24 protein-coding genes are annotated in these 24,736 nt (G+C 68.9%); 15 read left to right on the top strand and 9 right to left on the bottom strand.

The window, feature by feature from the left end:
• Nucleotides 1-247: 247 nt before the first annotated feature.
• The 3 genes from FHY06_RS26310 to FHY06_RS26300 all read right to left on the bottom strand — a co-directional run bounded on the left by FHY06_RS26310 (nt 248) and on the right by FHY06_RS26300 (nt 4,137).
• The gene (locus tag FHY06_RS26310; protein ID WP_184606823.1) at nt 248-2,725 is read right to left on the bottom strand and encodes a cation-translocating P-type ATPase; all 2,478 of its coding nucleotides are present in this window, start codon (nt 2,723-2,725) and stop codon (nt 248-250) included.
• A 326-nt stretch (nt 2,726-3,051) separates the two neighbouring features.
• Nucleotides 3,052-3,330, bottom strand: a complete 279-nt coding sequence (locus FHY06_RS26305; RefSeq protein WP_184606822.1) for a glycine zipper domain-containing protein — start codon at nt 3,328-3,330, stop codon at nt 3,052-3,054.
• 156 nt (nt 3,331-3,486) lie between these two features.
• A complete protein-coding gene (locus FHY06_RS26300; RefSeq protein WP_184606821.1) occupies nt 3,487-4,137 on the bottom strand; it encodes a BON domain-containing protein in 651 nt (216 codons plus the stop codon).
• Between the two features lie 269 nt (nt 4,138-4,406).
• Between FHY06_RS26300 and FHY06_RS26295 the strand changes: the two genes are divergently transcribed.
• From FHY06_RS26295 to FHY06_RS26280, 4 genes are all read left to right on the top strand, one after another.
• Nucleotides 4,407-4,904, top strand: coding sequence for a host attachment protein (locus FHY06_RS26295; protein ID WP_184606820.1), 498 nt, complete (start codon nt 4,407-4,409; stop codon nt 4,902-4,904).
• 3 nt (nt 4,905-4,907) lie between these two features.
• Nucleotides 4,908-5,123: a hypothetical protein gene (locus FHY06_RS26290; protein ID WP_184606819.1), complete on the top strand. Its 216-nt coding sequence runs from the start codon at nt 4,908-4,910 to the stop codon at nt 5,121-5,123.
• Complete coding sequence (locus FHY06_RS26285; RefSeq protein WP_184606818.1) at nt 5,107-6,222, top strand: hypothetical protein; 1,116 nt, start codon at nt 5,107-5,109, stop codon at nt 6,220-6,222. Before FHY06_RS26290 ends, FHY06_RS26285 begins: the two co-directional genes overlap by 17 nt.
• Before the next feature lie 201 nt (nt 6,223-6,423).
• Nucleotides 6,424-7,215 carry a LuxR C-terminal-related transcriptional regulator gene (locus FHY06_RS26280; RefSeq protein ID WP_260310694.1) on the top strand — a complete coding sequence of 264 codons (792 nt, stop codon included), beginning with the start codon at nt 6,424-6,426 and terminating at the stop codon, nt 7,213-7,215.
• Between the two features lie 295 nt (nt 7,216-7,510).
• On the opposite strand, the gene FHY06_RS26275 is transcribed toward FHY06_RS26280, so the two are convergent.
• The 5 genes from FHY06_RS26275 to FHY06_RS26255 are packed head-to-tail and all read right to left on the bottom strand — an operon-like array spanning nt 7,511 to nt 11,729.
• Nucleotides 7,511-8,326 (bottom strand): SDR family NAD(P)-dependent oxidoreductase, encoded by an 816-nt coding sequence (locus FHY06_RS26275; protein WP_126185204.1) that lies wholly within the window; start codon nt 8,324-8,326, stop codon nt 7,511-7,513.
• 53 nt (nt 8,327-8,379) lie between these two features.
• On the bottom strand, nt 8,380-9,198 hold the full coding sequence (locus tag FHY06_RS26270) for an enoyl-CoA hydratase/isomerase family protein (protein ID WP_184606817.1): 819 nt from the start codon (nt 9,196-9,198) through the stop codon (nt 8,380-8,382).
• Between the two features lie 27 nt (nt 9,199-9,225).
• Nucleotides 9,226-10,380 carry a thiolase family protein gene (locus tag FHY06_RS26265; RefSeq protein WP_184606816.1) on the bottom strand — a complete coding sequence of 385 codons (1,155 nt, stop codon included), beginning with the start codon at nt 10,378-10,380 and terminating at the stop codon, nt 9,226-9,228.
• A complete protein-coding gene (locus FHY06_RS26260; RefSeq protein ID WP_184606815.1) occupies nt 10,377-10,805 on the bottom strand; it encodes a Zn-ribbon domain-containing OB-fold protein in 429 nt (142 codons plus the stop codon). The genes FHY06_RS26265 and FHY06_RS26260 overlap by 4 nt, the downstream gene beginning before the upstream one ends.
• A 51-nt stretch (nt 10,806-10,856) precedes the next feature.
• Complete coding sequence (locus tag FHY06_RS26255) at nt 10,857-11,729, bottom strand: Bug family tripartite tricarboxylate transporter substrate binding protein (RefSeq protein WP_311733733.1); 873 nt, start codon at nt 11,727-11,729, stop codon at nt 10,857-10,859.
• A gap of 290 nt (nt 11,730-12,019) precedes the next feature.
• On the opposite strand from FHY06_RS26255, the gene FHY06_RS26250 reads away from it, so the two are divergent.
• From FHY06_RS26250 to FHY06_RS26225, 6 genes are read left to right on the top strand one after another with little or no spacing between them, the layout of a single operon-like run.
• Nucleotides 12,020-12,883, top strand: coding sequence for an IclR family transcriptional regulator (locus FHY06_RS26250; protein ID WP_260310693.1), 864 nt, complete (start codon nt 12,020-12,022; stop codon nt 12,881-12,883).
• A gap of 38 nt (nt 12,884-12,921) precedes the next feature.
• Complete coding sequence (locus tag FHY06_RS26245) at nt 12,922-14,067, top strand: acyl-CoA dehydrogenase family protein (protein ID WP_026346441.1); 1,146 nt, start codon at nt 12,922-12,924, stop codon at nt 14,065-14,067.
• A gap of 21 nt (nt 14,068-14,088) precedes the next feature.
• Entirely contained in the window at nt 14,089-16,215 is a 2,127-nt protein-coding gene (locus FHY06_RS26240) for an acetate--CoA ligase family protein (RefSeq protein ID WP_184606813.1), read from the top strand.
• Nucleotides 16,212-17,318: a CaiB/BaiF CoA transferase family protein gene (locus FHY06_RS26235; RefSeq protein WP_184606812.1), complete on the top strand. Its 1,107-nt coding sequence runs from the start codon at nt 16,212-16,214 to the stop codon at nt 17,316-17,318. Before FHY06_RS26240 ends, FHY06_RS26235 begins: the two co-directional genes overlap by 4 nt.
• Nucleotides 17,315-18,319 carry an NAD(P)H-dependent flavin oxidoreductase gene (locus FHY06_RS26230; protein WP_184606811.1) on the top strand — a complete coding sequence of 335 codons (1,005 nt, stop codon included), beginning with the start codon at nt 17,315-17,317 and terminating at the stop codon, nt 18,317-18,319. The genes FHY06_RS26235 and FHY06_RS26230 overlap by 4 nt, the downstream gene beginning before the upstream one ends.
• A complete protein-coding gene (locus FHY06_RS26225) occupies nt 18,316-19,281 on the top strand; it encodes an NAD(P)H-dependent flavin oxidoreductase (protein ID WP_184606810.1) in 966 nt (321 codons plus the stop codon). The genes FHY06_RS26230 and FHY06_RS26225 overlap by 4 nt, the downstream gene beginning before the upstream one ends.
• Here FHY06_RS26225 and FHY06_RS26220 read toward each other — a convergent pair.
• Entirely contained in the window at nt 19,278-20,297 is a 1,020-nt protein-coding gene (locus FHY06_RS26220) for a substrate-binding domain-containing protein (RefSeq protein ID WP_019655239.1), read from the bottom strand. The genes FHY06_RS26225 and FHY06_RS26220 overlap by 4 nt on opposite strands.
• Nucleotides 20,298-20,443: 146 nt before the next feature.
• On the opposite strand from FHY06_RS26220, the gene FHY06_RS26215 reads away from it, so the two are divergent.
• Genes FHY06_RS26215 through FHY06_RS26195 form a run of 5 tightly spaced genes read left to right on the top strand, consistent with a single transcriptional unit; the run spans nt 20,444 to nt 24,729 of the window.
• Nucleotides 20,444-21,307: an SDR family NAD(P)-dependent oxidoreductase gene (locus FHY06_RS26215; protein WP_184606809.1), complete on the top strand. Its 864-nt coding sequence runs from the start codon at nt 20,444-20,446 to the stop codon at nt 21,305-21,307.
• Between the two features lie 8 nt (nt 21,308-21,315).
• Nucleotides 21,316-22,308, top strand: a complete 993-nt coding sequence (locus tag FHY06_RS26210; RefSeq protein WP_184606808.1) for a Bug family tripartite tricarboxylate transporter substrate binding protein — start codon at nt 21,316-21,318, stop codon at nt 22,306-22,308.
• 6 nt (nt 22,309-22,314) lie between these two features.
• Nucleotides 22,315-22,887 carry a carboxymuconolactone decarboxylase family protein gene (locus tag FHY06_RS26205; protein WP_184606807.1) on the top strand — a complete coding sequence of 191 codons (573 nt, stop codon included), beginning with the start codon at nt 22,315-22,317 and terminating at the stop codon, nt 22,885-22,887.
• Between the two features lie 16 nt (nt 22,888-22,903).
• Nucleotides 22,904-23,875, top strand: coding sequence for a Bug family tripartite tricarboxylate transporter substrate binding protein (locus FHY06_RS26200; RefSeq protein WP_184606806.1), 972 nt, complete (start codon nt 22,904-22,906; stop codon nt 23,873-23,875).
• Nucleotides 23,872-24,729, top strand: coding sequence for an SDR family NAD(P)-dependent oxidoreductase (locus tag FHY06_RS26195; protein ID WP_184606805.1), 858 nt, complete (start codon nt 23,872-23,874; stop codon nt 24,727-24,729). Before FHY06_RS26200 ends, FHY06_RS26195 begins: the two co-directional genes overlap by 4 nt.
• The last annotated feature ends 7 nt before the right edge of the window (nt 24,730-24,736 follow it).

Genomic DNA, 24,736 nt, shown 5'->3' with positions numbered 1-24,736 from the left:
TGCCCTTGGCGTCCGGCCTGGTCGACGAAACAAATGACGACATCAATGTTCGCAGGGCTTCATGCGCGGCTCTTGCGATGAATCAAGTTGCCTCGGTTTCGGCTCACAAGGGCTCGGACCGTCAAGCCATGTCCCGCACCTGGGTGGATACTGCAGCGGTAGAAGCACGCGGCGGGACCATGCCAAGCGGCGAGCCGGCCAGCCTCTGAGGAGCCGGCCTGGTCTTCCCTGGCCGCGAGTTCTGCGTTCAGCGACCTCGCGACGGGACAAAAAGACGCCAAAGCGCCCAGCCCGCGGGCAAAGCGATCCACAGGGCCCACGGCGAGGGCTTGTCCGGCAGGCCGAACATCCCCCCGACGCCGGGCACGATCGTCAACAGACCCCAGGCCACGCACACCCCGACCAGCAAGACGTGGAACACGGTGTTGGTATGCGAGCGAGGCACACCGCCCCTCCGGAACCACAGAAGCAGCAGCAGGTTGCCGAGCACGATCGACCCTAGACTGGCCATGCGCAGCTCCTCGGGCGTACTCCCCAGCACGCGACATCCCCACTGCACCAACGCCACGCCAGCGAACACCAGAGCGCCCATTGCGAATGCGCGGGCGGCGGCAGCCGGCGAGAAGAGCAGGTCGTCGCGTGCGCGCGGCGGCACGCTCATGCTGTTGTCCGGCGCCGGTTCGGCCTCGAACACCAGCGAGCAGGCGGGATCTATCAGCAGTTCAAGCAGCACCACGTGCAAGGGCAGCAGGAGCACCGGACCGCCCATCACCACTGGAATCAGTGCGACGCCGACGATCGGCACGTGCACCGCGAAAAGATAGCCCAGCGCCTTGCGCAGGTTCGCGAATATGCGTCTGCCGGCACGTACGGCCTCGACCAGCGAGGCGAAGTTGTCGTCCAGCAGCACGAGCGAAGCGGTCTCTCTCGCGACGTCGGTGCCGCGCCGGCCCATCGCGACGCCGATGTCGGCGGCCCTGAGCGCGGGCGCGTCGTTCACCCCGTCGCCGGTCATCGCCACAATGTCGCCTCCCTGCTGGAGGGTCCGCACGATGCGCAGCTTCTGCGCAGGATCGACTCGCGCGAACACCTGGATGTCGCGCGCGAGCCGACGCAGCGCGTCGTCGTCGAGTACCGCGAGCTCCTTGCCTGTCATCAGCCGCGCCGCGCCGCTGCCGAGCAGGCCTGCCTGCCGCGCGATCGCGCGGGCGGTCAGGGCGGCATCACCGGTGATCATCACCACGCGAACCCCTGCTCCCCGGCACGCCTCGATGGCGCCCGGCACCTCCTCGCGCAGCGGGTCCACGAATCCCAGCAGACCCAGCGGTTCCATGCGCGGATCGCTCGGCAGCGCGGCATCGTCGCCGGGCTGTGCCGCGTGTCCCTGCGCCACGGCGAGCACCCGCAAGCCGGAGGCACTCCAGCGGTCCGCGGTCTCCCGTAGCCGCTGCATGCGTGCCGGGGTGTCAACGCAGAGTTCGAGCACTGCCTCCACCGCGCCCTTGACGGCCACCGTCCACCCGTCCTCGCCAGGTGCGCGCCACCAGTGAACGACGAACGGTGCATCGGCACGGATGCCACGGCGCGGCCCCGCTGCCCATGCGGCATCGGCGCCGCCGAGCCCGGCGGCCTTCGCGACGGAGCACACCGCATGATCCATCGGCTCGACACCGCCGGAACTGCTGGCGCGCAGGGCACCCGAGAGCAGACGATGGAAGCGCGCAGTCGGATCGCCTGACCCGAGTTCGCATTCCATTTCGCCGTCGTGCAGCGCCGCGAGCACCATGCGGTTGAGGGTCAGCGTTCCGGTCTTGTCGACACACAGGACCGTGGTGGTGCCCAGTGCCTCGATGGCCTGAGGCTGGCGGGTCAGCACGTTCGCCTTCGCCAGGCGCCAGCTGCCGAGCGCCAACATCACGCTCCACACGACGGCGAACTCCTCGGGGATGAGCGACATCGCCAGGGTCAGCCCCACCAACAGCCCTTGCGTCCACGAGTGCTCCCGCAGCGCGAAGACGCTTGCGGCGGCGATGCAGGTGAAGGCCGCGAGCCAGGCGACGCGCTGAACCAGGCGGCGCAGCTCTTCCTGCAGCCGGCTCTGGCGTGGAGCGAGGCCCGATATCGACCTGTGGATCTCGCCGAGCGCAGTGTGCACGCCCGTGCCCGTCACCTCGGCAACGCCTTCGCCACGCACGACCAGGCTTCCCGCGAAGAGCATGCCCCGCTCGCCCTCGCCGCCCGTCTGCTTGCCCAGGGGCGCAGACTCGCCCGTGCGCAGGGATTCATCGACCCGCAGGCCGGAGGCTTCAAGGAGGATCGCGTCGGCAGACAGCCGGTCGCCCTCGTTCACCAGGAGACGATCACCGCGCACCAGCTCGCGGCTCGCCACATGCAATGCCCTTCCCTCGCGCACGACGGTGCAGCGAGGACTGGAAAGATCCTTCAGCGCCTCGAGCACGCGCTCTGTGCGCTGCTGCTGGTAGATCGAGAGCGTCCCGACGGCCAGCACCGAGAGGGCGAGCAGGCCGGCGTCCCCGAGATCGCCGAGCATCGCGTACAGCGCGGCAGTTGCCAGCAGCAGCATGAACATCGGCTGCGTCATCACCCCCCAGGCGATCCGCGCGAAGCCCCTGCGGGACATCGACGGCAGTACGTTCGGCCCGTCACGGCGCAGGCGCTGCGCGGCTTCGTCGTCGGTCAGGCCGCCAGGCGTATGGTCGAGCAAGATGACTCCCGGTAATTCCAGCGAGCGTGCCACCACCGGCGTGCACCGCAGGACTGTAGAAACCGTGTATCGAACCGCCAGGATTCTTTCATTCCGGATGGCTACCGAGCTTGAGAAACCTGGCCGGAGAACTGGCGCAAGGCCACGAGCCTTAAGTGCTTAAGCCGTTGGGGGTCGAGCGGCTCGACCGCTGACGGAGGGGGCAATCAAGGGATGCGCGGGCAACACCACGGCCTGCTCACGGGAGCCACGGAGGAGGTGCGCCTGGGAACCACAATGCCGAATCATCTGGGAGCCATCGCTCCCAGATGACGATGCGCCCGCCGTCAGCGCCGGGCCGCAAGAATACCTGCCAACAGTGCCGCGGCCGCCGCGATTCCCATGGCACGGTAGGGATGCTGGTGGACGGCCTCGTCGGTGTGCGTGGCGGCCTCGCGTGCCTTGCGCGCCACGGTTCCACGGAAGACATCGGCTTGCGAGCGCGCACGCCCGAAGCCATTTGCGATCTGGCTCGCGATCAGGCTCGCAACGGAAGATTGAGCGTCGAGCGGTCCGTCCGGCCTTGGCGTGGGCGTGGTGCTCGTTTCGGGAATCATGCTGCTCATGGCGTCGTCCTTTCCTGCCCGGGTTGATGTTGCTTCATTCTGGAAACAATTCACTCGGACCGGGTTGATGTGAATCAAGCAGCTCGGCGAGGCACACGACGCTGTCACCTCGCCAAGCCACGCCGGCGCCGATCTCCGGCGCCGGGAAGTTCGGCATCAAGCCACCCGGATGTTGTTCTCCACGTTCATGATGCCGGGCGCCGACCACGCCGCGCCCTGGGCCGCCATGCGCTCGGACCAGGAATGGACGGCCCCAGTAAGGATCGCCTTCGAATCGCTCACGGAGACATTGATGCGCTTGGATTCATCCAAGGCATGCCGCTCCAGCGCGTTGCGAATGCGGGTCTCGATGTCGGCCGGCGTCGCATGCACCTTCAGTCCGATGGTGTTGTTGACGGCCACCACGCCGATGAGTGACTGCACGGCACGTTCGGCCGCCCGGCGTTGGAAATCCCAGTCGACCTCGCCTTTGAGGGTGATCCTGCCCTTCTCCACCCGAAGCTGGATGCGGTCGTTGGGAATCTCCGAATGCCATTTCAGGGCGACTTCAGCGGCTTCCGCGATCTCGGAGTCGCTGCGCTTGTGTTCCGGCGCGAGCTTGACATCGAGCTCGACAGCCAGTGCCTGCACTCCCTGCACCCGCTGGACGATGCGCTCGACCGCATATTTCTCGCCGTAGGTATCCAGGTGTCCCGTCAGGGTCACCACGCCGTTTTTAACGGCGACACCGATGTTCGTCGCGTTCACCGATGGATCCCACTCCAGTTCGCGGGTCACGTCGGTCTTCAACTGTGCATCTGTCTTCATGATCTTCCTTTCGATCCTGTTCAAACTATGGATAGACGCGAGGGCGCAAGCAACGCACCCGCCTCGGCATCGGGGTGGCTATGCATGAGAGCCTCCCGAGCATTGAATCCTGGAAGTGGGTCGGGCTCGGTGGATTGCGCAAGCGCAAGGTCTCCGGCCGCCGATACGAAAGCATGCGTCTTTTACGCGAGGTAGCGAGCCAGCGGTGGCACGCGTATCCGATGCGCACCAGCACCTGAGAGGTTGATCCAGCGCAACGCGTCGCGCGGATGCGCGCCATAGGCTTTCCGCACACCTGCCACTTTCGGGACGCCTTCATGAAGACCCAATGGATCGTGATTGCCAATGCCGCATCGGCGCGCATCTTTCGCCGCGATGCGGCCAACGGCCCCCTTATTCCCGTCGAGGCCCTCACGCACGACAAGAGCCGGCTGCACGCCGGCGCGCTGGGATCCGACCGCCCTGGCAGCCATGCCGCCGACTATGGTCGGGGACTCAACCATTTCGAGCCGCGTTGCGACGCACGGCGAAAGGAACACCAGCGCTTCGCGAAGGAGATCGCCCAGAAGCTGGATGCGGGCCTGAAGAAAGGCGAATTCAGCTCGCTCACGCTCTTCGCTTCGAATCCCTTCATGGGAGAGCTCAAGGCGCAACTGAGCGAAGCGGTGGCCCAGCACCTGAAGCTCGCGCTCAACAATGACCTGTCCCACGTGGGAATCGCGGAGCTGGAGCGGCGCGTCTCCGGCACGTGGTCGGTGGTGCTGTAAGCCATGGGACCCGACGACAAGTTGACCTTCGATCTGGGCCTTTGGCATTGCGAGTTGGAGGCGCGCTCGGTGGGTGGATTCTTCCAGCCCGTCGCGACCTGCCGCCCGGCGCAGGGCGCCCCTGTGCAATTGCCTTTGGATGCAGAACCCTATGCCACGCGGGCCGAGGCGCTGCGCCACGCCCAGCAGCAGGCCCAGAGGTATGTACGCCGGCATTGAGCCGGCCGTGCGGCATTCGCCCTCCTCCTACCGTATGAGATCGACGCCCGCCCTTGCCGACTACGCGCCGCAACGCGTCCCGCGGTCGCCGCCCGATACCCTGGCAAGGGTGCATTGCCTGGAGGAAGCGCTCAAGTCCGCGAATCCTTCAGCGCAGATCGAACGCATCGAAACCCACATGTCATGGGTGCTGGTAGGCGATACGGAGGTACTGAAGCTCAAGAAGCCCATCGTGAGCCCGCCCATGGACTACACGACCGTGGATGCACGTGAGCGCAATGCCAGGACGGAACTGCGGCAGAACCGGCGGCTGGCACCCGGCGTCTATCTGGGCCTCATCGCGCTGCAATGGGCCGAGGGCACGCTTAGCGCCGTGCCCGAAGGCTACCGCTCGCCGACGCAAGCCACGCTCGACTGGGTGGTGGTCATGCGGCGGCTGCCGCGCGAACGCATGCTCGACCAGTTGATCCGCCGCGGCCGGCTGCGTCCTGCGGACCTCGACGCGTTGCTGGCAGTGTTGATTCCCTTCTATCGGGACGCGGTACACGCGAAGGTGGACGAGGGGGAGTACGTGGCGCGCTTTCGTCACAGCATCCAACTCAGCTTCGGCCTGCTCGGACGGGCCGAGTTCGCCCTGCCCCATGTGGGAGAACTTTTCGAACGCATGGAACAAGCCACTACGGCACACGAGGGGCTCCTGCGCGCGCGGATCGGCGAGGGACGCATCGTGGAAGGCCATGGCGATCTTCGTCCTGAGCATGTCTGCCTGATCGATCCGCCGATGGTGATCGACGCGCTGGAATTCGATCTCCGATTGAGCGATGTGGACCCCTTCGACGAACTGTGTTTCCTCGGCCTCGAATGCGAGGCAGCCGGAGACGCCTCCATCGGCCCGCGCCTGATCGCGCAAATGGGTGCCGCGCTCGATGACCAGCCGTCCGGCGCACTGCTGCACCTTTACACGGCACGCAGCGCGCTGATGCGGGCCCGCCTCAGCGCGGCCCATCTTCTGGCCGCCAAGGTGCGCGAACCTGCGCTCTGGATGCCGCGCACCCTTGTCTATCTGCAGATCGCGCACAAGGCGTTGGCCTGCCTGTGAAGGCAGCCGGCGGCCGTGCCGCGACCCGCCGCCGAAAGGCCGACTGGAGGCACTGTATCGCGCGAGACGTCACGGGCGGCACACACGACCGAAAGCAAGGCCGAAACCTGACTTCCACAGCAAAAGTCTTGATCGGAATCAAGGCGCATCGAGGCGGCGTCACAAGAATTGGCTTCACACGTCAACAACGAGTACCCGGCCTTGGAAATCCCCCCTGAACCTCCACCGGCGCTGACGCGCGACGCCCCCCAATGGCTTTCGAACATAGAACACGCCCAGGAGCAGAACCTCGACCGCACATTGACAAATCCTTGGCCGACTTTCCTGGCTGGTCAGGCCGACAAGCCGGTACGCGTTCTGCTGGTCGACGAGGACGGCAAGTCGCGAGGTGCCATCGCTCGCGAACTCGTCATGGATTCACGCGTGTGCGTCGTAGGCGAGGCGGGTAGCCTGCTGGAGGCCAAGCGCGTCATGGCTCAGCAGGAATTCGACGTCATGATCCTCGACACCCGGCTCGGAGGCGGCAAGGGATTCGATCTGATCGAGGCCGCAAAGGCCCGCTCCGGTTCGGCTGAAATCATCGTTCACTCCACACTGGACGACGAGGCTCATGTACGTCGCGCCTTCACGGCGGGTGCGGCGGGCTATCTCGTAAAGAATTCCTGGTTCCAGAACTACCCGCAGGCGGTCTTGCAAGTCGTCAACGGAGGTGCCGCGGTCTCGCCGAACGTGGTCCGGCGCCTGCTGGTTCGGCTGGCGCCGTTCAACCCCGGGAATTCAAATGATGAAAGGGCATCCCGCAAGACACTTTCGAAGCGGGAAATCCAGGTGTTGCGACTCGTGGCGACGGGGCATGTCACGCAGGACATCGCCCACCGTCTTTCGATCAGTGGCGGAACTGTCGGTGCGCACATGAAGAGCATCTGCCTCAAGCTGCAAGTGCGCACGCGTGCGCATGCCGTGGTCGTGGCGACGTCGCTCGGACTCCTCTAACCGCCGCCCGTCCTGCGACGCCTGCGAGGCCCGCGAGGCATCAGAGGCTGCGCGAACGCCAGTGGGTGCTTCGGTGGTCCTTCTCGGAAACGCACACTCGTCCCATGCAGGAAGGGGCGTCGATGGCGCGAGGCTGCAAGCCTGGATCACGCCACCGCCCGCCCGCACCCACGCATACAACAAGCACAAGAAGAGAAGGCTGGCCAGGAGCACGACTTTCCGGGTCGCATTCATCGCATCGTGGTGAATCTCCAGCGCCGCGCAGCCGCTCACTGCCACGGCACAGCACTCCTCGTCAGATCATCGCGAAGCCACCCGACGCGCCGATCGTCTGGCCGGTGACGAACAAGGCGCGGTCCGATGCGAGGAACGCCACGAGCCCCGAGACATCGTCCGGCCGCGACAGCCGCCCCACGCCCTTGGAGATGGGATAGAGGTTCACCATCTTCGCGAGCAGTTCGTTGTTCTGGACGGTCGCGTCGGGATGCAGCGGGCCGTCCTTGATGCCTTCGTGCGAGACCGCGCCGAGGGCGATCGAATTGACGGTGATGGCATGCCGGCCATGCTCTCGCGCCAGGGCTTTGGCAAAGCCCGCGATGGCGGCCTTCGCTCCGGAGTACACGGCCATGTTGGCCTCGCCGATGCGGCCGGCCTCCGAAATGATGTTGACGATTCGCCCCCGCTTGGCCGCCACCATGCCGGGCAGCACGGCGTGGCAGCAGTGGAAGGTGCCGTACACGTTGAGGTTGACGATCTTGGCCCAGTCGGCCACCGGCATGTCGACGAAGGCCGGGGTGCGCCCGCCCTTCTCGCGGCGCTCGGGGATGATGCCGGCGTTGTTCACCAGGATCTGCACCGGCGCATCGAAGTGCCGCGTGGCCGCTTCGATCATGGCCTGCACCTGGTCTGCCTGCGTGATGTCGGCGGGTGCGGCCAGCGCCTTGCCGCCTTGCGCCTCGATCTCGCGCGCCACGGCCTGCGCCCGCTCGGGGAACAGGTCGTTGACGACGACGCGCGCGCCTTCGCGTGCGAGTTCGATGCAGATCTGCCGGCCGACGCCCTGGCCGCCGCCGGTCACCAGGGCAACCTGGGATTCCAAACCGAGTTTCATGTGTGTGTTTCCTTGCTTGCTTGTCTTTTGAATGGATGGAGATGCGGGTGGGTTCAGCGCCCCTGGAACACGGGCTTGCGCTTCTCGACGAAGGCGCGCATGCCTTCCTTGCGGTCCTCGCTGTCCACCAGCAGGGCCGCGGCATAGCGCTCGTACTCGAGGCCGCTGTCGAGGTCGGTCTGCATGCCACGGTTCACCGCGCGCTTGGCGAAACGCACCGCCAGCGGCGGCATCTCGCCGATCTGCTGTGCGAGTGCGACGGCCGCCGGCAGCAGCTCGGCACCGGGCAATACCTGCGTGACCAGGCCGTAGTCGAGCGCGCGCGCCGCATCGATCTGCGCGGCCGTCAGCATCAGCGCCTTGGCTCGCGCCTCGCCGATCAGGCGCGGCAGCCGCTGCGTGCCGCCGGCTGCGGGGATCACACCCAGGCGCACTTCCGGAAGGCCCAGCCGTGCGTGGTCGGCCGCCAGCCGCAGGTCGCAGCACAGGGCCAGCTCCAGGCCGCCGCCGAGCGCGACACCGTTGATCGCCGCGAGGGTGGGCTTCTCGAATTCCTCGATGCCGCGGAACAGGTCGTGCGTCGCCTTCTGCGCGACGAAGAAGTCTGTGGCGCAGATCTGGTGATCGGCGCGTTCCTTGATGTCGGCGCCGGCGCAGAAGGCGCGCTCGCCGGCGCCCGTGAGCACCACCGCGCGCACGCGCTGGTCGTCGCGGGCCAGCTCGAAGAACGCGCGGGCGAGGTCGGGCTTCATCGTGCCGCCCAGCGTGTTCATGCGGTCGGGCCGGTTGAGCGTCACGATGGCCACGTGACCCTCGACGCGGTAGGTGAGCGTCGAGAGTTCGACGTGATCGGGGCAGCTGTTTTCAGGCATGGTGTCTCCTTGCAAGTTCTTGCTCTGTCATGCCGTGGCGCGGGAGAGGACGTGCGCGATGGCCACCGACCCGAGCCCGATCATGTGGGCCATGCCCCAGCTGGCACCCTCGTGCTGCCGGTCGCCGGCCTCGCCGCGAAGCTGCCGCGTGATCTCCGCGATCTGGCCGATGCCGGTGGGGCCCAGCGGATGGCCCATGCCGATGAGGCCGCCCGATGCGTTGATCGCGCAGCGCCCGCCGATCCGCGAGTCGCCGCGCAGCAGGTAGGCGGCGCCCTCGCCCGGCTCGCACACGCCGATGGCTTCGCTGTAGAGCAGCTCCTCCACCGAGAAGGCGTCGTGCAGCTCCAGCAGGTCCAGCCGGCTGCCGGGAATCGCCGCCTGCTCGAGCGCCGCGCGGGCGCTGGCACGCACGAGGTCGACCGCCGCGGCGCCGTAGGAGGTCTCCGGGGTTTCGCTGCACGCGGCCGACGCGCGCACGCGCACGCAGCGCGCTGGATCCAGGCCGAGCCGGCGCAGCGCGCGGCCCGACACGACGATGACGGCCGCGGCACCCTCGCCGCGCGGGCAGCATTGCTGCACCGTCAGGTCGCCCGCGACGAGCGGCGACGCGAGCACCTGTTCGAGGGTGCGCGGCTTGCGGAACTGCGCGAACGGGTTGCGCGATGCATTGCCGTGGTTCTTCACCGCCACCTGCGCCATCGACGCGGGGTCCGCGCCGCGTTCGCGCAGGTAGGCGCGGGCCATCATCGCGAACTTCACGGCAGGAACGTTGGCCGTCTCGCTCAAGCGGGCGAGGCCTTCCTTGTCGGCCGCGCGCCGGCCATCGCCGTGCTTGTCCACGCCCACCGCCAGCACCACGTCGCTGACGCCGCCCGCTACCTCCATGCATGCCTGCCGGAAGGCGAACGAGCCCGATGCCGATGCGTTCTCGACCTGGGTGACCGCGAGCCCGCTCGAGCCGAGATGCCGCAGCATCACGCGCCCGGCCGCCATGCCGATGGAGGTGGTGCCCACATAGGCGCTGTTCACCTGCGGCCAGGCCAGCCCCGCATCCGCCAGCGCGGCGCGCACCGCGGTCAGGCCCAGGTGCGTGTAGGGCGTTTCGCTCGGGAACTGGTACGCATGCATGCCGATGCCGGCCACGTACACGCCTTCGTTGTCGTCGATCCAGTTGCTCATCGCGCCGCTCCTTCAACCGGAACGAAGCGGCAGGCGAAGGTCTCGCCGCCGGGCTGCGCCACGCCGACGGCGCGCAGCGCCATGCCCACCCGCAGGGCCGACTCGTCGGTTCCGGCGATCACGCCCTCCTCGATGAGCCCGTCCTCGATGAGGATGTCGGCGGCGATGCGCGGCACCTCCATGCCGGGCAGCAGCGGCACGTGCTGGGTGACGTACTCCAGCAGCTTGCCGCCGCCGGGGCGCGCCACTTTCTCGGCACCGTGCAGCGGATCGCCGCAGTGGCTGCAGCCGGGCACGTTGGCGGGAAAGACGAGCTTGCGGCACGCCGGACATTGCGCGAAGAGGAACTCCAGCGACTCGCCGTCGGGCGCGAGCTGGTAGAGCGTCGGATGCTGTGGCTGCAGGCCACGCAGGTCAGTGGTCATAGAAACGGATTTCCCGGTTGTCGAAAAAAAGAGGGGGATGCGGTGCGCGCGCTACTCCAGCCTGGCGCCGGAGCTCTGCACCACCTCGCGCCAGCGCGTCATCTCGGACTTGACGAAGGCGTCGAGCTTCTCGCCGCGCATGCCGCGCATCGGCACGCTGCCGAATTTCTCGGTGGCGGCCAGGAGCTCCGGGTTCACGATGACTTCCGCCATGGCGTCGGCGAGCCGCTTGACGATGGGCGCAGGCGTCTTCGACGAGACGAACATCGCGCCCCACGCGCTGGACTCGGCGCCGGGGTAGCCCAGCTCGGCCACGGTCGGCAGGTCGGGCGCGCTGCTCAGGCGCGACTTGCCGGTGACGGCCAGCGCCTTGAGCTTTCCCGACTGCACGAAGGGCAGCACCACCGCGGCGTAGTCGAAGGCCAGGTCGAGGTTGCCGGAGATCAGGTCGGTCAACGCGGGGCTGCTGCCCTTGTAGGGCACGTGCGTCATCTTGACGCCCGCGGTGGTCTGGAAGAGCTCCGCCGTCAGGTGCGTGGCCGTGCCTGCGCCCGCGGAGCCGAAGTTGAGCTTGCCAGGGTTCTGCCTTGCGTATGCCACCAGCTCCGGCACCGTCTTGAACGGCTTGTTCGGGTTGATGACCAGGATCAGCGGCGACTCCGACATGCCGTGTACGGCCGTGAAGTCCTTGACCGGGTCGTAGCGCACGTTCTTGTAGAGCGCGAGGTTGGCCGCATGCGTGCCCTGCGTGCCGTAGATCAGCGTGTAGCCGTCCGCCGGTTGCCGCACCGCGTATTCCACGCCGATGGAGCCGCCGGCACCGGGCCGGTTGTCGACGACCACCTGCTGGCCGAGCTTCTCGCCCAGCTTCAGCGCAAGCAGGCGGGAGGTGTTGTCGGTGATGCCGCCGGGCGGAAACGGCACGACGAAGGCCAGCCCTGGGCCTCGTCGGCGGCGTGGCCGCCGGCGGAGAGGAAGAGCGCGCAGCCGCATGCGGCGATGGCTTTGAAGAAGGTGTTCAAGGGTTGTCTCCTGGTTTTTGCAACGCGGTTCGATTGCCTTTTTTCTACGAATAGACGTAGACTACTTCAACCAGTCGTTGGTTGACAACCATGTTTTCTGCCCTCTGAAGGCGATTTTTCAACCTGAATCTTCTGCAAACGCATGAATCCCGTCGCTATGATCGATAACTTCTACGACCTATCGGAGGATTCATGCCAACCATCGTCCCTGCAGCCGCCCGCACGATGACCCTGCTCGAAGTCTTTGCGCGCGAGAAGCGCGAGCTGTCCAACTCGGACCTGGCCCGCCTCATGGACCTGCCCGAGAGCAGCTGCTCCGACCTGCTGCACACGCTGCACGAGCTCGGCTATCTGCTGCGCACCGCGCGCAGCCGGCGCTTCTATCCAACCGCGCGCCTGCTCACGGTGGCCAAGGAGATCTCCGCGAGCGACCCGCTCTACGCCGTGGGCGCGGAAGCGTGCGAACTGCTGCGCGACCGCACGGGGGAAACCGGCCTGTGCGGGAGGCTGGAGAACGGCGTCGTGAAAGTCATCGCGCTGAGCGAGGGCCGGCATGCGCTTCGCTACATGCAGCACGTGGGCGACAAGCTCGCGCTGCACGTCTCCGCACTCGGCAAGGCGATCCTTGCGGCCGGCACGCCGGAAGAGGCGGCGCGCCAGCTGCGCCTGAAGCCGCTGCGCGTGCTGGCCTCCGGCACGCTCACAGACCTGGCCCAGCTCGAGGCGCAGGTGGAACGTGCGCGCGAACAGGGCTGGATCTGGGTCGAGAACGAAGGCAGCGAAGGACTGACCGCAGTGGCCGTGGCCGGCCAGATCGGCGGCGAGACGCTGGCCCTGTCGGTGGCCGGACTCACCCATCGCATGCGCGACCAGCGCGAGCGCTGCCTGGAGGCGCTGCATGAGGTCAAGGCCATCGTCTTTCGCAAGCAGGCCGCCGAGGGCGCGACGCGCGAGCAGCCGGCAACGGCAGCGGCCTCTTCCTCGCAATCTTCCTCCCCCGCTTCTTCTTCCTCTTCCCGCCGCGGCACCAAGGCCTCGCCTCCCGCAGAGCCTTGAGCGCGGCCCATCCTCATCACCAACAAACAGGAGACAACGTGTACACCCAGACTGCAGAACAAGCCATGCTGCGCGACAGCATCCGCCGCTTCATGAAGAGCGAGGTCGCTCCCATCGTCGCGCGCCACGACCAGGAGAAGACCTTTCCCTTCGAGCTGCTCAAGCCCCTGTCGGAGTTCGGCTACCTGGGTGGACGACTCTCCGAGGAAGAAGGCGGCATGGGCCTGGATCAGCTCACCTGGGCGATGCTGATGGAGGAAGCGGGCTACGCCTGGCTCTCGCTGCGCACGATCCTCAACATCACCAACGCGGCGATCAACAAGCTCGCGGCCGAGGCCACCCCCGCGCAGAAGGAGCGCTTCCTCAAGCCGCTGCTGAACAACGAGCGGCGCTGCTTCAGCGCCATCAGCGAGCCGGGCACGGGCTCCAACATCGCGCAGGTGCAGACGCGCGCCGACCTGCAGGGCGACCACTACGTGCTCAACGGCCGCAAGCTGTGGATCACGAACGGTGCCTTCGGCGACTTCGGCATCGTCGTGGCGCGCACCTTCAGCCCCGACTGCCAGGGCCAGCTCTCCACCTTCCTCGTGGAGCGGGATGTGTCCCCATACGAGATGCGACGCGTCGACACGATGGTGCTGCGCAGCACCGGCACGGCCGAGCTGGGCTTCGACAACGTCAAGGTGCCGCGCGAGAACCTGCTGGGCGAGGAAGGCGGCGCGCTCAAGAAGATGCTGATCGGCCTGGACAGCGCGCGCGTGAACATCGCCATGGGCGCCGTGGGTGCCGCGCAGTCGGCGCTCGACCTCTCCATCGACTACGCGCGCACGCGCACGCAATTCGGCAAGCCCATCGGCAGCTTCCAGCTGGTGCAGAAGCTGATCGTCGACATGACGATCCGCGTGGAGGCCGCACGCGCGCTGGGCCTGCGCGCCGCCGCCGCGCTCGACTCGGGCCACGACGCGCGCACCGCCGCGTCCATCGCCAAGCTCTACGCCACCGAGGCTGCCCACGAGGTGGCCAGCATGGCGCTCCAGGTGCACGGCGGCCTGGGCTACGCCACCGACTACCCGATCGAGCGCATCTTCCGCGACACCCGCGGCGGGACCATTCCGGAAGGCACGACCGAAGTGCAGACGCTGATCGTCGGACGCGAGATCCTCGGCATCTCGGCCATCGCCTGAACGCCGCAGGAGTTGCACAGCATGACCCATCCGGCCATCGGCACCGACCTGTCACGCCTCATCCATCCGCGCGCCATCGCACTCGTCGGCGCTTCCGAGCGCCCGCAGAGCATCGGCGGGCGCACCCTGAGCAACCTGCTCGACCATTCGCAGATCGACGGCGAGCTCTACCTGGTCAATCCCACGAAGAGCGAACTGCGCGGCCATCGCTGCTGGCCCAGCATCGCCTCGCTGCCGCAGACGCCCGACGTCGCCGTCATCGCCGTGCCCGCATCGGGCGTCATCGCGGTGATGGAGGAATGCGCGGCCAGGGGCGTGCCCTTCGCGATCATCCTCACCTCGGGCTTCGGCGAGGCCGGCGCCGAGGGCGGGCGGGCCCAAGCCCGGCTCAAGGAGATCGCCGAGCAGGCCGGCATGCGCGTCTACGGACCGAACTGCCCCGGCCTGACCAACGTCAACGCCCGCCTGGGCATGACCTTCTCGCCGTCGTTCCCGCACGACCTGGTCAAGGGCCCGATCGGACTGGCCACGCAGGGCGGCGGGCTGGGGCGCAACGTGATGCAGGCGATGGAGCGCGGCATCGGCATCGGCCTGTGGGCCTCCACCGGTAACGAGGTCGACCTGCAGGTGGCGGACTTCATCCACTACATGGCGACCGCGCCGGACATCAAGGTGATCGTGACCTTGCTCGAAGGCATCAAGGACGGCCCGCGCTTCCTGGCCGCGCTGCAGTGCGCGGCGGACAACGGCAAGCCGGTCATCGCGCTGAAGGTCGGCAAGTCGGAGTACGGGCAGCGCGCCGCGCAGTCGCATACGGCCTCGCTGACCGGTTCGGCCGAGGTCAACAGCGCGGTGTTCCGCCAGTACGGCGTGATCGAGGTCGACGACATCGACGAGCTGGTCGACACGGCCTGGCTCTTCGCGCGCGCCATGCCCGGCGAGCGCGAGGAGATCGGCGTGTACTGCTCCTCGGGCGGCACCACCGCGCTGACGGCCGATGCGGTGGGCACGGCCGGTCTCAAGCTGGCCGAGTTCGCACCCGAGACCATCGCGCTGCTTCGCAGCAAGCTGCCCGACTACGCGGCTGTCAACAACCCGGTCGACACGACGGCCGCCGTGCTCAGCGACGCCGACCTCGTCGAAAGCACGCTGGGCGCGGTCGCCGCCGACCCCAACACCGGCTGCGTGATCGCGCCGATCGCGCTGGACTACGGCGAGACCACCGTGCGCATGGCGCAGACCATCATCGCGGCGCAGAAGCGCGTGCGCAGCCCCATCGTCCCGATCTGGATGAGCGACAGGCTGGGCGAGGGATACCGCATGCTGGTCGCGGCAGGCTTCGCGCCGCCGCGCTCGGTGGGCAAGGCGATCGCCGCGATCCGGCGCTGGACGGAATGGGGCCGCTGGCGCCGCAGCGCGGCCGACCGCCCGGCGCGCCGCCTTCCGAGTGCCGTGCCGGCAGCGCCGGCCGGTGCCTTGCGCAACCTCTCGGAACTGCAGGCCAAGGCCCTGCTGGAGAAGGCCGGCATCCCGCTGCTGCCCGTGGCAGTGGCGCGCACGCGGGAAGAAGCGCGGCAGCTCGCCGACGGCATGGGCTACCCGGTGGTCGCGAAGATCGCGAGCCCCGACATCCTGCACAAGTCCGACATCGGCGGCGTGCGCGTGGGCATCGCCGACGGCGCGCAGCTGGAGCTGGCATGGGACGACATCATGGCCTCGGCGGGGCATCACAGGCCCGATGCCGCCATCGACGGCCTGCTGATCGAGAAGATGGCACCGGGCGGCGGCGTGGAGCTGATGGCCGGCGTCACGCGCGACCCGGTGTTCGGGCATGTGATGACCTTCGGCCTGGGCGGGGTCTACGTGGAGATCCTGCGCGACGTCACGCGCCGCCTGCTGCCGCTGAGCCCCGAGGACGCCGCCTCCATGGTGCGCGAGATGCGCTGCTTCCCCGTGCTCGATGGCGCGCGCGGCCGGCCCGTGGCCGACGTGCCCGCGCTGGAGCGGCTGCTGCTGGGCGTGTCCGAGTTCGTGACGGCGAATGCGCAGCGCATCGAGGAGATGGACCTCAACCCGATCTGGGTCGGCGCCCGGGGCGAAGGCGCCCTGCCGCTGGACGCGGTGATCGTCGAGCGAGGCGCCGCGTGAGCGCCGCCGGCCCGCTGGCGGGCGTCACCGTGCTCGACTTCAGCGAACTGCTGCCCGGCCCCTTCTTCACGCAGAACCTCGCGGAGATGGGCGCGCGCGTCATCAAGATCGAGCGTCCGCCCGGCGGCGACAACGCGCGGCGCATGGGCCCGGGCGGCTTCGAGGCCGTGAACCGCGGCAAGCTCAGCCTGCTGATGGACCTGAAGGACGAGGCGCAGCGCGCCCGCGTGCAGGAGCTGGTAGCGCAGGCCGACGTGCTGGTGGAGTCGTACCGCCCCGACGTGATGGCGCGCCTGGGCCTGGACTACGCAAGCCTTCGCGAGCGCTTTCCGCGCCTCGTGTACGTCTCGCTCAGCGGCTACGGGCAGGCGGGGCCGTGGGCGCAGCTGCCCGGCCACGACATCAACTACCTCGCCGCGGCCGGCGCGCTCGCGGTCTCGGGCGAACCGGGCGGCCCGCCCACCCAGAACTTCGGCCTGCCGGTGGCGGACCTGTGCGGCTCGATGTATGCGCTGTCGTCCACGCTGGCGGCGCTGCTGCAGCGCGAGCGCACGGGCCGGGGCCAGCACCTGGACGTGGCGCTGGCCGACTGCGTGCTGCACTGGATGAACCCGCGCCTGGGCACCTACCGCGCCGACGGCGCGAACAGCCTCGAGCGCCAGCGCACGTCCACGCAGCTCAAGCCCGCGTACGGCAGCTTCCGCTGCCGCGACGGGCAGCACCTGAGCGTCGCCGCGCTGGAAGATCATTTCTGGGCACGGCTTTGCGACGTGCTCGACATGGGCGACTTCGCGGGCGAGCCCTACCGCACGCTGGGCGCGCGCAAGAAGCAGGCCCAGGCCATCAACGACCGCATCGCGCAGCAGCTCGCCGTGCGCGACTCGGCCGAAGCCTTCGAGACGATGGCGCGCAACGACCTGCCCGTCGCACCCGTGGTGCCGCCCGCCGAACTCGCTGCGCTGCCGCAGTTCGCGCAGCGCGGCCTGGTCAACGGCACCGAAGCGCTGTCGCTGGTGCGCTTTCCGGTGCCGCTCGAGGGCGTCGATCCGTCGGCGCTGGGCGCTGCGCCCGGCCTCGACAACGTACGCCAGCTGCTGCCGTGAGCCAGCCTCCGCTGTCCACCCGGCTGACGCGTCTCTTCGGCCTGGCCTACCCGATCCTCGGCGGCGGGCTGATGTGGCTCTCGGACGCGCGCTATGTGGGCGCGCTGACCAACGCCGGGTGCATGGGCTTCATCACCCCGCGCTCCCTCGACGGCGAGGCCGCGCTGCGCGAGCAGCTGCGGCGCTGCAGCGAGATCACCGAGGGCCGCCCCTTCGGCGTCAACCTCACGCTGTCGGCACGCCCGCAGGCCAATGCCGGCGTGCAGGCTTCGCTGGCGACCGCGCTGGCGCACGGCGTGCGCCACTTCGAGACCGCGGGCTACGCGCCCGATGCGCTGATCCGGGCCATCCACGCAGCCGGCGGTATCGTGATCCACAAGGCATCGAGCGTGCGGCATGCCCTCGCCGCCCAGGCGGCCGGCGCAGACGCGGTCGCGCTGGTCGGCATGGAGGAAGGCGGGCACCCCGGCGCCAACGAGCTTCCGACCATGCTGATGGGCGCGCTGGCCATGGCGCGGGGGCAGTTCCACGTTCCGCTGGTGCTGGGCGGCGGCATCGGCCACGGCAGCCAGCTCGCCGCCGCACTCGCGCTCGGTGCCGACGGCGTGCTGATGGGCAGCCGCTTCCTCGTGAGCGACGAGGTCTCGGCCCATGCGGCCTACAAGAACCACCTGGTGGACTGCGACGAGCACAGCACCATGCGCCTGCTGCACACGCTGGGCAACACCTGGCGCGTGCTGCGCAACGACACCGCCGCGCAGGTCGACACCATCGAGCGCGCCGGCGCGGCCGACCACGCCACCTTCGGCGCCCTGCTCGACAGCCGCGTGGCGCGCGACCGCTGCTACGGCGACGGCGACTGGCGCAACGGCATGCTCTCGCTCGGCCCGGCCATCGGCTTCGCCACGCGCACCGAGCCGCTTGCCGCGATCGTCGAGCAACTCGTCCTGCAAACGCGCGCCGCCCTGGCGCACCTGAACGCATCCACTGCGCTGCCATGACCCACGCCCTTCCCTTCCTCGACCGACTGGCTCTGCCGCTGATCGCCGCGCCCATGCTGCGTGTCTCTGGCATCGAACTGGTGTCCGCCGCCTGCGCTGCCGGCGTGATCGGCGCCTTTCCGACGGCCAACTGCCAGACGCTCGACGAATTCGACGCCTGGCTCACCCGCCTGGATGAAGAAGCCGCCGCCGCGCCCGAGCGCACGGCGCCCGCGCCCTACTGCCCCAACCTCATCATGCGGCGCGATCCCGCCAGGGTGATGGCCGAGGTCGAACTCATCGCCCGGCACCGCGCCCAGCTCGTGATCACCAGCGTAGGTTCGCCAGCCTCAGTGGTGCCGCGCCTGCACGAAGCCGGCTGCCGCGTGTTCGCCGACGTGGCCTCGCTGCACCATGCGGTGCGCGCCATCGAGTCGGGCGTCGATGGCCTCGTGCTGCTCACCGCGGGCGCCGGCGGCCACACCGGCTGGGCGAACCCGTTCGCCTTCGTGCGCGCGGTGCGCCGCGTGTTCGACGGCCCCATCGTGCTGGCGGGCGGGCTGTCGGACGGCGTGGCCCTGCGCGCCGCCAGGGAGCTGGGCTGCGACCTCGGCATCATGGGCACGCGCTTCATCGCCACGCAGGAAAGCCTGGCGAGCGACGACTACCGGCACATGCTGGTCGACAGCTCGATCGACGACGTGCTGCTCACGCGCGGCTTCACCGGGCTGCCCGCCAGCTTTCTTGCGCCGTCGGCGCGGCGGCTGGGCATCGACATCTCGACGCTCGACGAGAGCATCTCGGTCGAGGAAGCGAGAAGACGCTATGGCGGCGGCGCCAATGCGGCGCCCAACCAGCGCTGGACCGACATCTGGAGCGCGGGGCATTCAGTGTCCGGCGTGCGCGCCGTGCCGACGGTCGCCGAGCTGGTGGATTCGCTCGTTGAGGAATACCGCGGCACTGCGGCGGCTGATCGGTCCTAGGCCGACGCGGGCCTGGCCACCGAATCGCGCTCCACATAGCGCAGGCCGACGCGCGCCTTGCGCTGCGGCAGGCCGTTGTCGGCGATCCGCGTGAGCAGCAGGTCGACCAGACAGCGCGCGGTCTCGGACTGATCGATGTCGAGCACGCTCACCGCGGGGTCGTGCTCCGCGGCGAAGGGCGTGTCGCCGATGGCGACCACGGAGATGTCGCGCGGCACCTGGAGCCCGCGCGCAGCGATCGCGCGCAGTGCGCTGTTGAGCATGTGGGTGCCCTGCACGATGAGTGCGGTGGGTCGCTCCGGTCGCGCAAGCAGTTCGGTGACCTCCGCCTTGACCGAGGCCGTCACGCTGCGCGCCTGCACCAGCAGATCGGGCACGGGCAGGCCCGCGGCCTGGAACGCCGTGCGGAAGCCCTGCACGCGGCGGCGCACTGGGCGCGTATCGCCCTGCCAGAGCACGAGGGCGATGTCGCGGTGCCCCAGGCCGAGCAGGTGCTCGACCACGCGCCGCACCCCGCCCGCGTGATCGATGAGCACGGCATCGTGGGCACCGCTGACTTCGCGGTCGAACACCACGGCCGGCATCGGAAGCACCCGCAGCGCCTCCACCAGCGCCGCGTTCCGCTCGTTGCCGGGCGCGAGGATCACGCCGTCCATGCCGCGCTGCGTGAACGTTCCCAACGCCTTCGTCTCGCGGTCGACGTCGTTGGCGCCGTTGGCCAGCAGCAGCAGGTAGTCGTGCCGCAGGAACTCGTCCTCCAGCGCGCGGAACACCTGCGCATACAGCGGGTTCGAGATGTCGGGCAGCAGGCAGCCGACGGTGCGGCTGAGCCGCGAACGCAGCACGCGCGCCGCATGGTTGGGGCGGTAGCCCAGCGCCGCCGCCGCCTGGTTGACCTTCTCCTGCGTAGCTGCCGAGGCGCCGGCGCCGTTCATCGCGCGCGACGCGCTGCCCAGCGAGACACCCGCCAGGCGCGCCACGTCGCGCAGATCGATCTTCTGTTTTCCTGCATTCATTCGGATGGAGATTCCCTTGCGAACAAGGAGACGGAGGACTGGGACGGGGTGAATCTTAGGTGACAGCGGCCGAGGGTTTCCACCATTTCGGAAACGTTTCCAAAACTGAACCATGAACGCAACGAAAGACGACCAAGGAGACACGCATGTCCTCGCCAGCCATCCAGCCCGGGCAGCAGCTTTTTGCCGAAGCGCTCGGCGACCTCCGGCCCTCCGCGGGCCGCCTCGCGCAGCGGCGCATCCTGGTGGTGGGCGCGGGCCAGCGCGACATCGACGATCCCGATCCGCCCGTGGGCAATGGCCGGGCGATCTCGCTGCTGTTCGCCCACGAGGGCGCGACGCTGACCTGCGTCGACATCAACCCCGCCTCGCTGCAGCAGACCTGCGACCTGGTGCGCGCATCGGGCGCGACGGCCCATGCCGAGGTGGCAGACGTCGCGCAGCCGGAGGCCGCCGCCACGACGGTGGAACGCGCGGTGCAGAAGATGGGCGGCCTCGACGGCCTCGTGATGGTGGTGGGCGTGGCCAGCGGGCTGTCGCTGGACAACCAGACCGCCGAAGCCTGGGACCGCGAGCACGCGACCAACGTGCGCTCGTGCATGCTGTTCGGCCAGCAGGCATTGCGGCACATGGCGCCCGGCGGCTCCATCGTGCTGCTGTCGTCGATCGCCGCGCTGCGCAACTCCAGCTTCAACCCCGCCTATGAGACGACCAAGGCCGCGCAGGTGTCGCTCGCACGCTCGATCGCGATGGCAGGGCAGGCGCGGGGCGTGCGCTGCAACAGCATCCTGCCCGGCCTGATGGACACGCCCATCGGCCGCGCGGCAACGCGCCGAAGGTCCGACCGCCTCGCGATGCCGCTGCCCTTCGGCCGCCAGGGCACGGGCTGGGAAGTGGCCTATGCGGCCCTGTTCCTGATGTCGCACGAGGCCTCCTACGTGAACGGCCACGCGCTGGTGGTCGACGGCGGCCTGACCGGCGGCATCGCGGCACCGCGCGCCTCGGCCTGAGTGCGACCATGCAGCGACTGCAGAGACGCCGATTCCTCCAGGCAGCCGCCTGCACTGTCGCTGCGCCGCACCTGGGTGCCGCGATGGCGGCACGCGACGATGCCTACCCCAGCCGGCCCCTGCGCCTGGTCGTGGGCTTTCCAGCGGGCGGATCGGCCGACCAGTCCTCGCGCCGCCTCGCCGATCAACTGGCCCGTCAGCTGGGCCAGCCGGTGATCGTCGACAACCGGCCGGGTGCCTCCGGAAACATCGCGGCCGCGGTGGCGGCGCGCAGCGCACCTGACGGCTACACGCTCTTCTACGGCACCAACGCGACGCATGCGATGAACGTCAGCCTCTATCCGAAGCTGGACTACGACCCGGTGAAGGACTTCGCACCGATCGCGCTCGAAGGCAAGGTCTACAACGTGCTGTGCGTCAACCCGGCCTTCGAGGCGCGCGACCTCGGGAGCTTCATCACGATGGCAAAGGCGAAGCCCGAGCGCATCGCCGTCGCCACGCCCGGCAACGCCACCAGCGGCCATCTCTCGCTGGTGCTGCTCGATCGCGCGGCCAGGGTGCGCCTCGCACACATCCCGTACAAGGGCAGCGCCCCGGCGCTCAACGACGTTCTCGGCGGACAGGTGCCGGCGATCTTCGACAACGTGGCGGGCAACCTCGCCTACATCCGCAGCGAGAAGATCCGCCCGCTGGCCGTCACCTCCCGCAGCCGGCTGCCGCTCCTGCCGCAGGTGCCGACCTTCGAGGAACTGGGCCTGCCCGACTGCGAGATCGCGGCCTGGGGCGGCCTGTGGGCGCCCGGCGGCACGCCGGCGCCCCTCATCGACAGGCTCAACCAGGAAGTGAATCGCGCGCTGCAGACCCCGGCAGTGGCCGATCGCATGCGCGAACTGACGATCGAGCCCCAGGGCGGCACGCCACAGGCCCTGGCCGACTTCGCGCGCAGTGAAACCCTCCGGTGGCGCGAGGTGATCCGCGCCGCCGCCATCCGACTCGACTGAAAGACCATGGCCCGTATCCCCTACTTCGACCTCGCCGAGGCGCCCGCGGAACTCCACGCACTGCTGGGCGGGCGCCCACCGCTGAACATCTACCGCATGGTCGCCCACGGCGGCGCCACCGCGCAGGGTTTCCTGGCCCTGGGCTCCAGCATCCTGCGGCACTCCTCGCTGCCGGTGGCGCTGCGCGAGCTGGTGATCCTGCGCGTGGGTGCGCTGTGCGGCTCCAGCTACGAGGTGACCCAGCACCGCCGCGTGGCTGCGCAGACCGGCGTGCCATCCAACCAGGTCGAGGCGGTGCTCGACCATCCGCAAGGCAGCGTCGACAGGACCCCGTTCGACAGCCTCGAATGCCGCGTGCTCGACTTCACCGACGCCGTGGTGCGCCAGGTCAAGGCGCCGCCCGAGATGTTCGACGCGTTGGCCGCGCAACTGCCGCCGCAGCAGCTGATGGAGATCGTGATGACCATCGGCTACTACATGCTGGTGTGCCGCGTGCTCGAGAACTTCGAGGTCGACCTGGAAGGCAGCGACGTGCTCGCCGGCCATGCCCCATGGGCCGAGATCCTGAGACAGAACTGAACCGGGAGACACACGGATGACCCTCAACCGCCGGCAATTCTGCGTTGCCACCAGCCTGGCTTCGCTGGCCCCGGTGCTGCGTGCAGAGACCTATCCCTCCAGGCCCGTCACCCTGGTGGTTCCGTTCTCCGCGGGCAGCGTCGTCGACCAGCAGGCCCGCGTGATCGCACGCGTGCTCGCCACCCGCCTGGGACAGCCCATCGTGATCGACAACAAGGTCGGCGTGAGCGGCTCGATCGGCGCCGAGTTCGTCTCGCGCGCCGCGCCCGACGGCTACACGCTGCTGCTGGGCACGCAAGGCACCCAGGGCACCAACAGCGCGCTGTACAAGACGATCCGCTATGACCCGGTGAAGGACTTCGTGGCCATCCACGGCCTGTCGGGCAACGCGAACGTCCTGGTGGTCAACCCGAGGCTGGGCATCGGCTCGGTGGCCGAACTGGTCGAGCTCGCGAAGAAGAATCCGGGCAAGCTCAACTTCGGCTCGGGCGGCAACGGCACCTCGGGGCATCTGTGCCTCGAACTGCTGCAGACGCGCACCGGCACGCGCTTCACCCATGTTCCGTACAAGGCCAGTTCTGCGGCGCTGGTCGATCTGGTCTCGGGCAACGTCGATGCGATGTTCGACTTCGTGCAGACCTCCGCGCCGCACATCCGCAGCGGCAAGCTGCGCGCGCTGGCGGTCACGCGCGGCCAGCGCATGCCGATGCTGCCGGAAGTTCCGACGATGGCCGAGGCCGGCTTCGCGGGCATCGAGGCGCTGAGCTGGGGCGGTCTCTTCGCGCCTGCGAAGACGCCGGACGGCATCGTGAAGCGGCTGTCGGCGGAAGCCTCGGAGACGCTGCGGTCGCAGGAAGTCAGGAGCGCGCTCGACTCCGCGGGCAGCTTCGTCATCGACATGCCGCACGCCGAATTCCAGGCCTACGTGAGCCGCGAAGCCGTCAAGTGGACGGAAGTGCTGCGCACGGCCGGAGTGACGCTAGAATGACCGCGCCGACCGCACCGCACACGCTCGCCGCCCCCGCCGTGGCCGCCATCAGCGGCGCCGGCAGCGGCATCGGCCGCGCACTGGCCCTGGCCTGCGCGGGCGAGGGCATGGCCGTGGCGCTCGCCGACGTCGAGACGGAAGCGCTCGCTGGCACCGAGGCACTCGTTCGATCGATGGGCGTGCCCACGCTCGCACAGCGTTGCGACGTGAGCCGCGCCGCCGATGTCGAGGCCTTCGCGCAGGCCTGCGACGACCGCTTCGGTGGCGTCGACTGGCTCTTCAACAACGCAGGCGTGGCCGTGCTCGGTCCCGCCTGGGCCGCCACCGAATCGGACTGGCAGTGGGTGCTGGGCGTGAACGTGCTGGGCGTGGCCAACGGCGTGCGCAGCTTCGTTCCACGCATGCGCGCACGGGGCCGACCCGCCCACGTGATCAACACCGCGTCCGCCGCCGGGCTCGCCACGCTGGCCGGCTCCGCCGTGTACAGCGCGAGCAAGCACGCGGTGGTGGCCTTCTCGGAATGCCTCGCGCGCGACCTGGAGCAGGCCGGCGCGCCGATCGGCGTGACCGTCGTCTGCCCTTCGCTGCTGCCCACCGGCATCCATGCATCGCAGCGCAATCGGCCGAGCACCCTCGCCGACACCGTCGCACCCGCCGCGGCCTATGACGAGCGCGTGCGCCAAGGCATGGCGGCGTCCCCCATCGATGCGACGGACGTTGCCGCAGCGACGCTGGCGGCAGTTCGCACGGGGCGCTTCTACGTCATTCCGCACAGCCAGACCGGCGGCTCGGTCCGGCGACGCATGAACGCGATCCTCGACGACTTCGGCAAGGAGCATCCCGAGGCGGGATGAGACTGCC

The organism is Variovorax atrisoli (assembly GCF_014195185.1).
Classification (GTDB): Bacteria; Pseudomonadota; Gammaproteobacteria; order Burkholderiales; family Burkholderiaceae_C; genus Variovorax; species Variovorax atrisoli.
The sequence above is the reverse complement of the archived record's forward strand: the minus strand, read 5'-3'. Positions and strand labels throughout refer to the sequence as shown.